The sequence below is a fragment of the Pseudomonas quercus genome (assembly GCF_012033695.1).
In the GTDB taxonomy this organism is placed as follows: domain Bacteria; phylum Pseudomonadota; class Gammaproteobacteria; order Pseudomonadales; family Pseudomonadaceae; genus Aquipseudomonas; species Aquipseudomonas quercus.
In genome coordinates this window covers 513,362-526,166 of record NZ_JAAVJI010000002.1, presented here as the reverse complement: position 1 = coordinate 526,166, position 12,805 = coordinate 513,362, and the positions used below count along the sequence as shown (strand labels likewise).

Here is a 12,805-nt window from a genome sequence, read left to right as displayed (position 1 = left end):
CGTCTAATCGGCGTCGAACGGGCGACGACCCGGGCTGACGGGAAATAAACGCTGTGACCACTGCCGGCAAAACCATCCTTCTGGTAGACGACGACCAGGACATTCGAGAGCTGCTGACCACATACCTGGGCCGCGCCGGCTTCCAGGTTCATGCGGTCAGCGATGGCCAGGGCTTTCGTGACGCGTTCAACGCGGCCAGCGTAGACCTGGTCATCCTGGACATCATGCTGCCCGATGAAGACGGCTTCAGCCTGTGCCGGTGGGCGCGCCAGCACCCTCGGCAGGCCCATGTGCCCATTATCATGCTCACTGCCAGTTCCGACGAGGCCGACCGCATCGTGGGCCTGGAGCTGGGGGCGGACGACTACCTTGGCAAACCCTTCAGCCCCCGCGAATTGCAGGCCCGTATCAAGGCCTTGCTACGGCGGGCCCAATTTGGCAGCGAGCGCGTCAGCGAGCTGCTCGCCTTCGATGAGTGGCGGCTGGATGTAATCAGCCACCGCCTGTTCCATGTGGACGGCGAAGAGGTCATTCTTTCCGGCGCGGATTTCGCCTTGCTCAAGCTGTTCCTGGACCACCCCCAACAGATTCTGGACCGCGACACCATTGGCAATGCGACCCGCGGCCGTGAACCCATGCCCCTGGACCGCATCGTTGACATGGCCGTCAGCCGCCTGCGGCAACGGCTGCGCGATACAGACAAACCGCCTCGGCTGATCCGTACTGTACGCGGCAGTGGGTACCTGCTGGCCGCTCACGTTGTCGCTGCTTAAACGCCTGCCCCTGCCACGCTCGTTGCTGGGGCGCATGCTGATGCTGACATTGCTGGCGGTGTTGCTGGCGCAAACCCTGTCCAGCGTCATTTGGCTGTCTCAACTACGGGAAACCCAGCTGGAGGGTGTCGTAACCAGCGCTCGCAGCCTGGCGCATTCCATGTCGGCCAGTGTCAGCTATTTCCGCTCTCTGCCATTGGCCTACCGGCCACTGGTGCTGGACCAGTTGCGCAGCATGGGCGGAACACGGTTCTTCGTGTCCCTCAACGACAAGCCCTTGAGCATGCGGGTGTTAGGCCCCTCGCCCCGGCGCCAGGCAGTGGTCAGTGCCGTGGAGGCCGTACTTCACCAGCAATTGGGGGAGCAGGTGAGCTTGACGGTGCAGTTCGTGACGCCGCAGGACCTGCGCATATTCAACAGCGGGTTGGCCTTGGACGATTTGCCGCGCTCCTGGGCGCATTACGCCTTGACCCTGGAACCGGTCAACCCGCCGGTGATGGTGACCCAGATACACTTGGGTGACGGGGAGTGGCTGTACATTGCTTCACTATTGCCCGAGCCCTACACCAGCCTGGACGAGGAGGGCCTGCCTGCCCAGCAATTGCTATTCATTGGGCTGACCAGCGCCTTCCTGCTGGTGTTCATCGGGTTGCTGGTGCATTGGCAAAGCCGCCCCTTGAAACGGTTGGCCCAGGCGGCGCGCGAATTGTCGCTGGGTGAAGAACCCCAAAAGCCCCTTGCCGAAGGGGGTGGGAGCGAAGTCATGGAAGTCAGCCGTGCCTTCAATGCCATGCGCGATCGTATCAGCCGTTACCTGACGGAGCGCAGCCTGCTGTTCAGCGCCATTTCCCATGACCTGCGTACGCCTATTACCCGGCTGCGCCTGCGTGTCGAGCTGCTGGAGGATGAAACACTGCATACACGCTTCAACCGGGATTTGGACGAGCTGGACCTGTTGGTAAAAGGTGCTCTGCAGTGCGTGAAAGACACAGACATTCACGAGAACATCGAGCGGGTGGACCTCAACCAAGTGCTTGATTGCCTGGTGGAGCCGTACCTTGGGCAGGCCGGAGAGGGCCGTGTGACCCTGGAAGGGGGGGCGCGCCGCGCCTACCGGGGCAAGCCGCTGGCACTCAAGCGCTGCATGGGCAACCTGATCGACAATGCGCTCAAGTATGGCGACCGGGCGCACCTGTTTGTGGAGGATTCGGCAAAGGCCTTTGTGCTCCATGTGGACGACGAAGGGCCTGGTGTACCCGCGCAACGCTTGGAAACGGTGTTCGAGCCCCATGTGCGTTTGTCCAGCAACCAGCAGGGCTACGGTTTGGGGCTAGGTATCGCACGCAACATCGCCCATAGCCATGGGGGTGAGATCACCCTTCAGAACCTACCCGCAGGTGGCTTGCGGGTGACACTGTACCTTCCCCGTCGCTAACGGTTTGCAAACGGCTTGGCCGCCACGGGGCTGGCCACACCCGGCATGAACGTCACCGCCCTGTGACATTTAAAAACCGCTTCGTTACCCGTGCCGCCATTGCCCTTGGTTACACTCCAGCGCGAACAATAAAAACCAAAGGGCTTCCATGAACAGGTTCCAACCTGCATACAACAGTTGGCTGGCTGCACCTGCGCACCAGCAGTGGCTCACGGCCGAGGCGGCCCGGCTGGCTGATTTTGCCAAGGCCTCCCGGCTGGCCGAAGGCTTCGGCCCCCTCGATGACAGCGGTCAGCTTGCCGACACCACTGCTCAAACGTTGATCACCACCCGCATGACCCACAGTTTTGCCCTGATGCACCTGAAGGGTGTGCCGGGCTATGCCGGGTACATCGATCATGGCATTGCCGCCCTTGAAGGCTGCCTGCAAGACCCTGAACACGGCGGCTGGTACAACACCGCCAACATGGCCAGGGACGAGGGCAAGGCGGCCTACCTGCATGCCTTCGTGGCGCTGGCGGCCAGCTCTGCCGTGGCAGCTGCCCGGCCAGGGGCGACCGAACTGTTGGCCAAGGCCATCCGTATCATTGAAAAGCACTTCTGGAGCGAAACTGAAGGTGCCATGCGCGAAGCCTTTGATCGGGCCTGGGCGAACGAGGAAGCCTACCGGGGCGCCAACAGCAACATGCACACGGTCGAAGCCTTCCTGGCCCTGGCGGACGTAACAGGTGAGGTGAAATGGCTGGAGCGGGCAGTGCGGATCTGTGCGCGTGTTATTCACCAGCACGCCGCCAGCAACGGGCACCGGGTGATCGAGCACTTCAGCCCTGGCTGGGCCCCTGCACTGGACTATAACCATGACCAGCCGGCGGACCCTTTCCGGCCTTACGGCAGCACACCCGGGCATGCATTCGAATGGGCCCGGCTATTGCTGCACCTTGAGGCAGCCCTAAGCCTGCGCAACTTGGACGCGCCGGCCTGGCTGCTGGCCGATGCCCGTGCACTGTTTGCAAAGGCCTGCCATACCGCCTGGCATGTGGACGGTGCGCCTGGGCTGGTTTACACCCTGGACTGGAACGATCAGCCCGTGGTCCGGCAGCGCATGCATTGGGTGCATGCCGAAGCTAGTTCGGCGGCAGCGGCGTTGCTGCAACGTACCGGGGAAAGCGAATACGAACAGTGGTACCGCACCTTCTGGGAGTTCTCTGCGACCTACCTGCTGGATACGATCAAGGGCAGTTGGCATCACGAACTGGACGCCTATAACAGGCCTTCAGCGCAAGTGTGGGGTGGCAAGCCTGACCTTTACCATGCCCTTCAGGCAGTGCTCTTGCCTACACTGCCGTTGGCGCGAAGCCTGGCCACCGGCGTTGGGGAGCCAGTTGTCACCAAGTTGTGACAAAACTGCATCCATTCGTTACCCGGCATGCTGAATACCCTGCATACACTTCCCGCAGCGCAAGCGCCAGACTTGCAATGCATAACAACAAAAAGGTAACTCAATGAACGCGATCAATCGCCTCGCTACAGTCATATCCCTCGCCACACTCTTTCCCTTCGCTGCCCAGGCTGCCGACAGCAAAGGCACGGTCGAAGTCGTGCATTGGTGGACTTCGGGTGGTGAAAAAGCCGCTGTTGACGTGCTCAAGGCGCAGGTGGAAAAAGACGGCTTCACCTGGAAGGACGGTGCTGTCGCCGGTGGTGGCGGCTCGACCGCAATGACCGTACTGAAAAGCCGCGCCATGGCCGGTAACCCGCCGGGTGTGGCCCAGATCAAAGGCCCGGATATCCAGGAATGGGCCAGCACTGGCCTGTTGAACCCTGACGCGCTCACTGATGTGGCCAAGCAGGAAAACTGGGACGGGCTGCTGTCCAAGAAAGTGGCTGACACCGTCAAGTACGAAGGCAAATACGTTGCGGTGCCTGTGAACATCCACCGTGTGAACTGGCTGTGGATCAACCCGGAAGTGTTCAAGAAGGCCGGCATCGACAAGGCGCCTACCACCCTTGAAGAATTCTATGCAGCAGGCGACAAGCTCAAGGCTGCTGGCTTCATTGCATTGGCGCATGGCGGCCAACCGTGGCAGGACAGCACCGTGTTCGAAGATGTGGTGCTGTCGGTAATGGGGCCGGAAGGCTTCAAGAAGGCGTTCGTAGACCTGGATGAGGGCACGCTTACGGGCCCGGACATGGTCAAGGCCTTTACCGAGCTCAAGAAAGTCGCTACCTACATGGATGCCAACCGTGCCGGGCGTGACTGGAACCTGGCGGCCGGTGACGTGATCAGCGGCAAGGCGGGCATGCAGGCCATGGGTGACTGGGCCAAGAGCGAGTGGACCGCCGCGAAGAAAATCGCCGGCAAGGACTACCAGTGTGTGCCGTTCCCAGGCACCGAAAAGGCCTTCACGTACAACATCGACTCCTTGGCCGTGTTCCTGGTCAAAGACAAGAACACCATTGCCGCTCAGCAAGATTTGGCCAAGGTTGCCTTGGGCACCGACTTCCAGAAGGTGTTCAGCATCAACAAAGGCTCGATCCCTGTTCGCACCGACATGCAGAACGACATGGAGAAACTTGGTTTCGATTCCTGTGCACAGCAGGCAGCCAAGGACTTCGTAGCGGACGACAAGAGCGGCGGCCTGCAGCCAAGCATGGCGCACAACATGGCGACCTCTCTGGCCGTTCAAGGCGCGATCTTTGACGTAGTCACCAACTACATCAATAACACCAAGGCCGATCCAGCCGCGGCTGCCAAGCAACTGGCAAGCGCTATCAAGTCAGCTAAGTAACGCCGTACCCTCGCCACTGCGGGCCTGTGCCTGACCGCAGTGGCGAGCTCGAACCCGAATGCTTTCAGCGGAACCCAAGTTTATGAGCTCAGTAGCGGCCTTGAGCAAAGCCTCGCCCCTGGATGCCCTGCAACGCTGGCTGCCCAAGCTGGTGTTGGCCCCAAGCATGCTTGTCGTGCTGGTGGGCTTTTACGGTTACATCATCTGGACGTTCATCCTTTCGTTTACCAGTTCTACCTTCATGCCGACCTACAAGTTTGTAGGCCTGCAACAATACATGCGGTTGATGGAGAACGACCGTTGGTGGGTCGCCAGCAAAAACCTGGCGGTCTTCGGCGGCATGTTCATTGCCATCAGCCTGGTGATCGGCGTTTTTCTGGCCGTGCTGCTAGACCAGCGCATTCGCCGCGAAGGTTTCCTTCGCACGATTTACCTCTACCCCATGGCCCTGTCCATGATCGTGACCGGCACCGCCTGGAAATGGCTGCTCAACCCAGGCCTGGGCTTGGACAAGATGCTACGTGACTGGGGTTGGGAAGGCTTTCGCCTGGACTGGCTGGTGGATCAGGACCGTGTGATTTATTGCGTGGTGATCGCTGCTGTATGGCAGGCGTCCGGCTTTGTGATGGCGCTGTTCCTGGCCGGCCTGCGTGGCGTGGACAGCTCCATCGTACGCGCGGCCCAGGTCGACGGCGCCAGCTTGCCCACCATCTACCTGAAGATTGTGCTTCCTAGCCTGCGCCCGGTGTTCTTCAGTGCCTTCATGATCCTCGCTCACATCGCGATCAAAAGCTTTGACTTGGTGATGGCCATGACAGCCGGTGGGCCAGGCTATGCCTCGGACCTTCCCGCCGTGTTCATGTATTCCTTCACCTTCAGCCGTGGCCAGATGGGCGTGGGCTCGGCCAGCGCCATGCTAATGCTAGGGGCCATCCTGGCCATCCTGGTGCCTTACCTCTATTCGGAACTGCGAGGCAAGCGCCATGACTGATACCCGCCTCAAGCAAGGCCTGACCCTTGACCGGGTGGCGATCTACACCGTATTGCTGGTCGCTGCGGCCATTTACCTGGTACCGCTGGTAGTGATGCTGCTCACCAGCTTCAAATCGCCGGAAGATGTATTTGCCGGCAACCTGCTGAGCCTGCCTCAGGTATTTACCGTAGACGGCTGGGGCAAGGCGTGGAACACCGTGGGTGGCTACTTCTGGAACTCGGTAAAGATCACGGTGCCGGCTGTGCTGATCTCCACGTTCGTGGGTGCCCTGAATGGCTATGTGCTGTCCATGTGGCGCTTCCGTGGCTCCCAGCTGTTCTTCGGCCTGTTGCTGTTCGGCTGCTTCCTGCCGTTCCAGACAGTATTGCTGCCAGCCTCCTTCACCCTGGGCCAGATGGGCCTGGCCAACACGACCACCGGCCTGGTTCTGGTCCATGTGGTGTACGGGCTGGCGTTCACCACACTGTTCTTCCGTAACTTCTACGTCAGCGTACCCAACGCGCTGGTGAGTGCGGCGCGGCTGGACGGGGCAGGGTTCTTTACGATTTTCGGGCGCATTCTGCTGCCCATGTCGATTCCCACCATCATGGTGTGCCTGATCTGGCAGTTCACGCAGATCTGGAACGACTTCCTGTTCGGTGTGGTGTTCGCCAGTGGCGACGCTCAGCCGATTACCGTTGCGCTGAACAACCTGGTCAATACCAGCACCGGCGTGAAGGAATATAACGTAGACATGGCCGCGGCGATGATCGCCGGGCTACCGACACTGCTGGTGTATGTACTGGCGGGCAAGTATTTCCTGCGTGGGCTTACGGCCGGCGCGGTCAAGGGGTAAGGCAAATGGCAGCGCTCGAACTGCGTAACGTGATCAAAACCTACGGCACTGGTTTGCCGGATACCCTCAAGAACATCCAGCTGCAGATTGACGCTGGGGAGTTTCTGATTCTTGTAGGCCCGTCAGGTTGTGGCAAATCCACCCTCATGAACTGCATTGCCGGCCTGGAGAATATAACGGGCGGCGCCATCATGCTCGACGGGGTCGACATCAGCGGCATGAGCCCGAAAGACAGGGACATTGCCATGGTGTTCCAGTCCTATGCGCTGTACCCCACCATGACTGTGCGGGAAAACATTGCCTTTGGGCTGAAAATCCGCAAAATGCCTACCGCCGAGATCGATCAGGAAGTCGCGCGCGTGGCCAAGCTGCTGCAAATTGAACATTTGCTTTCACGCAAGCCAGGCCAATTGTCAGGCGGCCAGCAACAGCGGGTCGCCATGGGCCGGGCCTTGGCAAGGCGGCCGAAGATCTACCTGTTCGATGAGCCGCTGTCGAACCTGGACGCCAAGTTGCGGGTAGAAATGCGCACCGAAATCAAGCTGATGCACCAGCGTTTGCGCACCACTACCGTGTACGTGACCCATGACCAGATCGAAGCCATGACACTGGGTGACAAGGTGGCCGTGATGAAGGACGGGATCATCCAACAGTTCGGTACGCCCAAGGACATCTACAACAATCCGGCCAACCTGTTCGTCGCCAGCTTTATCGGTTCTCCCCCCATGAACTTTATTCCGCTACGCTTACAGCGCAGGGATACAGGTTTGGTGGCAGTGCTGGACAGCGGGCAGGCGCGTTGCGAATTGCCACTTGGCGTGCATACCGCTGGCCTTGAAGACCGTGACGTGATCCTGGGCGTACGCCCTGAACAGCTGGTTGTAGCCAGGGAAGCCGGTAGTGCCTTGCCAGGCCTGCGCGCTGAGGTTCAGGTGACCGAGCCCACCGGCCCGGACACCTTGGTGTTCGTGACCTTGAACGACACCAAGGTGTGTTGCCGCGTGGCACCGGACGACGCCCCCGTGATAGGCGAGACACTTGATGTACGTTTCGACCCAAGCAAGGTGCTGTTGTTCGACGCCGTTACGGGTGAACGGCTTGGTGTGACGGAGGCTGCTGCCATACAGCCGTCAGATGACAACGTGGCCCGGTTCGCCGGCCGCCATTAAGAGCGTGCCAACACACAAAGGCACACAACACAGCGTTTTAATAACAATAAAACAACGAGGGTAGCCAGGGAATGAAGAAGCAAATTACCACTAAAAAAAGGACCTTCCGGCTGGCACGCCAGCTGTCGGTGCTCGGCGCCATGGGGCTGGCTACAACGGCCTATGCCGCCAAGCCCTACGATGCCTCCCAATACGGCACCGGCGACTGGGGCGGGTTGCGCCATGAGCTGTACGACAAAGGCTATGACTTCACCCTCGAATACGTCGGTGAAGCGGCCACCAACCTCAATGGTGGCTACAACGACGACCGTACTGCCCGTTATTCCGACCAGTTCGCCCTAGGCGTGCAGCTGGACCTGGAAAAGCTGTTCGGCTGGCATGGTGCGGAGTTCAAGCTGGCGGTCACCGAGCGTAGTGGTCGCAACATCAGCAACGATCGCATTGGCGACCCTCGTGCCGGCACCCTCAGCTCCTCCCAGGAAGTCTGGGGCCGCGGCCAAACCTGGCGGCTCACCCAGATGTGGGTCAAGCAGACCTTCCTGGACGACAAGCTGGATGTGAAGTTCGGCCGCTTCGGCGAAGGCGAGGACTTCAACAGCTTCCCATGCGATTTCCAGAACCTGGCGTTCTGCGGTTCTCAAGTGGGTAACTGGATTGGCGACATCTGGTACAACTGGCCTGTGTCCCAATGGGCACTGCGCGTGAAGTACAACATCACGCCAGAGTTCTATGCGCAGATTGGTGCGTATGAGCAGAACCCGTCCTACCTGGAAACAGGCAATGCCTGGAAGCTCAGTGGCAGCGGTACCAAAGGCGCTATCATCCCAGTGGAAGTGGTGTGGTCGCCCTCGGTCAATGGCCTGCCAGGCGAGTACCGTGCCGGTTACTACTACAGCACAGCCAAAGCCAACGACGTGTCCGAAGGCGAAGACGGCCAACTGCAAGCCGCCAGCGGGGGCGATTTCCGCCGCCACGGCAGCAAGCACGGTGCCTGGATCGTGGCCCAGCAACAGCTGACCAGTCACAATGGCGACCCAAGCCGCGGCCTGAGTATCTTTGCCAACGCCACTGTGCACGACAAAGCCACGACCGTTGTGGATAACTACCAACAGGTTGGCTTTGTGTACAAGGGCCTGTTCGATGGCCGTCCCAAAGACGACATCGGCGTAGGCCTGGCGCGTATCCATGTTAACGATGACGTCTCGGACAATGCCCGCCTCGCCAATGCCCTGAACGGCATCGACGACTATGACAATCCGACGTTCGTTCCAATACGCAGCAGCGAGTACGACGCGGAAATCTATTACGGCTTCCACGTCACCAACTGGCTTACCGTGCGCCCCAACCTGCAGTACATCAAGCGCCCAGGCGGCGTGGACGATGTGGACAACGCCCTGGTTGCCGGTTTGAAGGTGCAGTCCAAGTTCTAACCCTGTAGCACGCTGTCGCCTTCAGGCGACAGCACAGCCAGCCGCCATCAACCCTCTTCGAGGGGGTAACGGCTGGCGTTCAGGCTTTCCTTGATCTTGCGCAAATGTGGCTGGAAATCCGAGCCACGGCGCAGGGTCATGCCTGTAGCCAGCACATCCAGCACCGTCAATTGGATAATGCGCGAAGTCATGGGCATGTAGATGTCCGTGTCTTCAGGCAATGGGATGTTCAGGCTGAGGCTGCTGGCCTGCGCCAGCGGCGAACCGGCCGAGGTCAGGCCCAGTACCGAAGCGCCATTCTCCCTGGCGATACGCGCCACCTCCACCAATTCGCGAGTACGCCCGGTGTAGGAAATAATCACGAAGAGCTCCCCCGTGTGCGCTACCGAAGCCAGCATGCGTTGCATCAATACGTCTGCATGGGCGGAGACCGGCAGGTTGAAGCGGAAAAACTTGTGCTGAGCGTCTACGGCGACAGGGGCGGAAGCACCCAGCCCGAAGAAATGGATCTGCCGGGCCTGGATCATCATATCCACAGCGCGGCTGATCAGTTGTGGGTCCAGTTGCTGGCAAACGCTGTCCAGCGAGGCAATGGCGCTGGAAAAAATCTTTTGTGTATAGGCAGCAGGGTCATCGTCTGGCGCTACGGCCCGGCTCACATAAGCTGCACCGCTGGCCAGGCTTTGGGCCAGTTGAAGTTTCAGTTCGGGGTAGCCGCTGACCTCGAAGGACCGGCAGAATCGGTTTACCGTAGGTTCACTGACCTTGGCGGCCTGGGCAAGGGCGGCGATACTGAACCGGGTGGCCTGCTGGGGATTGCTTAGAATAACCTCGGCAACCTTGCGCTCCGCTTTGTTCAGGTCTTCAAGGCGACCCTGGATCTGCTCCAGTAGGTTGCGCACGCGATCCATGTACTCTCCTGTGGGGCCACTGGCACTGCGGGGCACCGCGGGTCGTTTTCTGGCGCGGCGCCCTGTGCGGTGGGGAAAATGGGTGGTCTATCGTACTGATGGGGCCCGCCAATCACCAGTACCGATGCAGCAAGCCCTGGGCTTGTTGTTTTATTACTACTTTTGGCTTGATACGCGGGCCTCAAACCCGTAATACTCGTCCAACTTGATAAAAGAACCTATATCATGCTGTCAATTTCCGAACCTTGCACCTTCGCTTTATTCGGCGCCCTCGGTGACCTGGCCCTGCGCAAGCTGTTTCCAGCGCTGTACCAGTTGGAACGGGCAGGCCTGCTCCACCCCGAGACTCGGTTGTTTGCCCTGGCTCGTGAGCCAGGTGACACCGCTGCGCACCTGACAAGAATTGACGAGCAGTTGCATGAGTTTGTACCTGCAGCAGAATTGGACGACGATCACCTGGCACGTTTCAAGGCTCGCCTTGAATACCTGCATGTCGACTTTCTGCTTGCCGAGGACTATGCCGTCCTGGCCGAGCGCATTGGCCCTGCCCCAGTCATCGCTTATTTCGCTACACCCGCTGCAGTGTATGGCGCGATTTGCGAAAACCTCGCCAAGGCTGGCTTAGCGGAACGCACACGGGTGGTGCTGGAAAAGCCCATCGGCCATGACCTTGAATCTTCACGCCGCGTCAATGACGCGGTGGCGCATTACTTCCCGGAAAACCGGGTGTACCGGATCGACCATTACCTGGGCAAGGAAACGGTTCAGAACCTGATTGCCTTGCGCTTTGCCAACAGCTTGTTCGAGACCCAGTGGAATCAGAACTACATCTCTCACGTAGAGATCACCGTTGCCGAGAAAGTGGGCATCGAAGGGCGCTGGGGCTACTTTGACAAGGCAGGCCAACTGCGCGACATGGTGCAGAACCACCTGCTCCAGTTGCTATGCCTGATCGCAATGGACCCTCCCGCAGACCTGTCGGCAGACGCTATTCGGGACGAGAAAGTTAAAGTGCTTAAAGCACTTGCGCCTATTACAGGCGAGGGGTTGAGTACCCATGTGGTTCGAGGGCAATACATCGCCGGCTATAGCGAGGGCCGTGGTGTGCCAGGTTACCTGGAGGAGGAAAACTCCAATACCCAGAGCGATACCGAAACCTTTGTTGCCCTGCGTGCAGATATCCGCAACTGGCGTTGGGCAGGCGTTCCCTTCTATCTGCGTACGGGCAAGCGCATGCCGCAGAAGCTGTCGCAGATCGTCATCCACTTCAAAGAGCCGCCGCACTACATCTTTGCACCCGAACAGCGGCTTCAGATCAGCAACAAGCTGATCATCCGCCTGCAACCGGACGAAAGTATCTCGCTACGTGTGATGACCAAGGAGCAGGGCCTGGACAAAGGCATGCACCTCAAGAGCGGCCCGCTGCAGCTCAACCTGTCGGACAGCCGCAGCTCGCGTATTCCTGACGCGTACGAGCGGCTGTTGCTTGAAGTGATGCAGGGTAACCAGAACCTGTTCGTGCGCAAGGACGAAATCGAGTATGCATGGCGCTGGTGTGACCAGTTGATTGCTGGTTGGAAGCGTTCTGGTGATGCCCCTAAACCTTACGCTGCAGGTTCCTGGGGACCAATGAGCTCCATTGCCTTGATTACCCGTGATGGGCGGTCCTGGTATGGCGATATCTGAAACCGGCCAGTAGCCCAGTACTGGCTTCGCTTCTCTCAACCACCCTGCCGGGCACGAACCGGCGCCCCTGAGCCAAGGATCAGCCGTTATGACGCCTGAACAACAAGCCCGCATGGCGGACAAGGTCACATTGATCGACGAAATTGCACAGCGTGCACGCGTGCTGCCGGTGATCGTGATCAACGACGAACGCGAAATTCTGCCGATGGCCGATGCCTTGGCCGCCGGTGGGCTTACGTGCCTTGAAGTGACCCTGCGGTCCAAGTTTGGGCTCAAGGCTATCGAGCTGTTGCGTGAGCAGCGGCCGAACCTGACGGTGGGGGCGGGCACTGTACTGGATCGGCATATGTTTGCAGCTGTGGAAGCGGCCGGCGCCCAGTTCGTAGTAACGCCGGGTGCCACCCAGGACATGCTCGAAGCGGGTGTTGAAAGCGCCCTGCCATTGTTGCCAGGCATTGCCACGGCATCAGAGATCATGATGGGCTACGCACTTGGCTACCGTCGTTTCAAGCTGTTCCCAGCTGAAATCTGCGGGGGTGCGGCGGCAATCCAGGCGTTTGGCGGGCCATTTGGTGACGTACGTTTTTGCCCGACCGGCGGTGTAAACGTAGGCAACTTGAAAGCGTACATGAGCCTGCCCAACGTGATGTGCGTAGGGGGCACCTGGATGCTAGACAAAGCCTGGATCAAAGCAGGGGAGTGGGACAAGGTCGAACAGAGCAGCCGTGAGGCCGTCGCGCTGTTCTAGCCGTACAGGCAGGGCAAGGGTTCGGGTGCGCTGGG

General features: G+C 59.7%; 11 protein-coding genes. 10 read left to right on the top strand and 1 reads right to left on the bottom strand.

The window, feature by feature from the left end:
* Positions 1–53: 53 nt before the first annotated feature.
* The 8 genes from HBH25_RS05695 to HBH25_RS05660 all read left to right on the top strand — a co-directional run bounded on the left by HBH25_RS05695 (position 54) and on the right by HBH25_RS05660 (position 9,425).
* Positions 54–773, top strand: coding sequence for a response regulator (locus HBH25_RS05695; RefSeq protein ID WP_168082367.1), 720 nt, complete (start codon positions 54–56; stop codon positions 771–773).
* 34 nt (positions 774–807) lie between these two features.
* A complete protein-coding gene (locus HBH25_RS05690; RefSeq protein ID WP_168082699.1) occupies positions 808–2,208 on the top strand; it encodes an ATP-binding protein in 1,401 nt (466 codons plus the stop codon).
* Between the two features lie 148 nt (positions 2,209–2,356).
* A complete protein-coding gene (locus HBH25_RS05685) occupies positions 2,357–3,607 on the top strand; it encodes a D-mannose isomerase (RefSeq protein ID WP_168082365.1) in 1,251 nt (416 codons plus the stop codon).
* 103 nt (positions 3,608–3,710) lie between these two features.
* Positions 3,711–4,997 (top strand): ABC transporter substrate-binding protein, encoded by a 1,287-nt coding sequence (locus tag HBH25_RS05680; RefSeq protein WP_168082363.1) that lies wholly within the window; start codon positions 3,711–3,713, stop codon positions 4,995–4,997.
* Between the two features lie 82 nt (positions 4,998–5,079).
* On the top strand, positions 5,080–5,988 hold the full coding sequence (locus HBH25_RS05675) for a carbohydrate ABC transporter permease (protein ID WP_168082361.1): 909 nt from the start codon (positions 5,080–5,082) through the stop codon (positions 5,986–5,988).
* Entirely contained in the window at positions 5,981–6,826 is an 846-nt protein-coding gene (locus HBH25_RS05670) for a carbohydrate ABC transporter permease (RefSeq protein WP_168082359.1), read from the top strand. Before HBH25_RS05675 ends, HBH25_RS05670 begins: the two co-directional genes overlap by 8 nt.
* Before the next feature lie 5 nt (positions 6,827–6,831).
* Positions 6,832–7,995 carry an ABC transporter ATP-binding protein gene (locus tag HBH25_RS05665; protein ID WP_168082357.1) on the top strand — a complete coding sequence of 388 codons (1,164 nt, stop codon included), beginning with the start codon at positions 6,832–6,834 and terminating at the stop codon, positions 7,993–7,995.
* Positions 7,996–8,135: 140 nt separating this feature from the next.
* Entirely contained in the window at positions 8,136–9,425 is a 1,290-nt protein-coding gene (locus HBH25_RS05660) for a carbohydrate porin (protein ID WP_420708438.1), read from the top strand.
* A 47-nt stretch (positions 9,426–9,472) separates the two neighbouring features.
* Here the strand turns inward: HBH25_RS05660 and HBH25_RS05655 are convergent, their stop codons facing one another.
* A complete protein-coding gene (locus tag HBH25_RS05655; RefSeq protein WP_195755876.1) occupies positions 9,473–10,327 on the bottom strand; it encodes a MurR/RpiR family transcriptional regulator in 855 nt (284 codons plus the stop codon).
* Between the two features lie 234 nt (positions 10,328–10,561).
* Here HBH25_RS05655 and zwf point away from each other — a divergent pair, with 234 nt between their 5' ends.
* Together zwf and HBH25_RS05645 are read left to right on the top strand one after the other, a co-directional pair.
* Positions 10,562–12,022, top strand: coding sequence for a glucose-6-phosphate dehydrogenase (gene zwf, locus HBH25_RS05650; protein ID WP_168082351.1), 1,461 nt, complete (start codon positions 10,562–10,564; stop codon positions 12,020–12,022).
* Positions 12,023–12,110: 88 nt separating this feature from the next.
* On the top strand, positions 12,111–12,770 hold the full coding sequence (locus HBH25_RS05645) for a bifunctional 4-hydroxy-2-oxoglutarate aldolase/2-dehydro-3-deoxy-phosphogluconate aldolase (protein WP_168082349.1): 660 nt from the start codon (positions 12,111–12,113) through the stop codon (positions 12,768–12,770).
* The last annotated feature ends 35 nt before the right edge of the window (positions 12,771–12,805 follow it).

Bases quoted from the DNA above. Each gene is read 5' to 3' on its own strand.
- HBH25_RS05690 (WP_168082699.1), top strand. From the start codon at position 808: ATGCTGATGCTGACATTGCTGGCGGTGTTGCTGGCGCAAACCCTGTCC.
- HBH25_RS05680 (WP_168082363.1), top strand. From the start codon at position 3,711: ATGAACGCGATCAATCGCCTCGCTACAGTCATATCCCTCGCCACACTC.
- HBH25_RS05665 (WP_168082357.1), top strand. From the start codon at position 6,832: ATGGCAGCGCTCGAACTGCGTAACGTGATCAAAACCTACGGCACTGGT.
- HBH25_RS05645 (WP_168082349.1), top strand. From the start codon at position 12,111: ATGACGCCTGAACAACAAGCCCGCATGGCGGACAAGGTCACATTGATC.
- HBH25_RS05660 (WP_420708438.1), top strand. From the start codon at position 8,136: ATGGGGCTGGCTACAACGGCCTATGCCGCCAAGCCCTACGATGCCTCC.
- zwf (WP_168082351.1), top strand. From the start codon at position 10,562: ATGCTGTCAATTTCCGAACCTTGCACCTTCGCTTTATTCGGCGCCCTC.
- HBH25_RS05675 (WP_168082361.1), top strand. From the start codon at position 5,080: ATGAGCTCAGTAGCGGCCTTGAGCAAAGCCTCGCCCCTGGATGCCCTG.
- HBH25_RS05670 (WP_168082359.1), top strand. From the start codon at position 5,981: ATGACTGATACCCGCCTCAAGCAAGGCCTGACCCTTGACCGGGTGGCG.
- HBH25_RS05685 (WP_168082365.1), top strand. From the start codon at position 2,357: ATGAACAGGTTCCAACCTGCATACAACAGTTGGCTGGCTGCACCTGCG.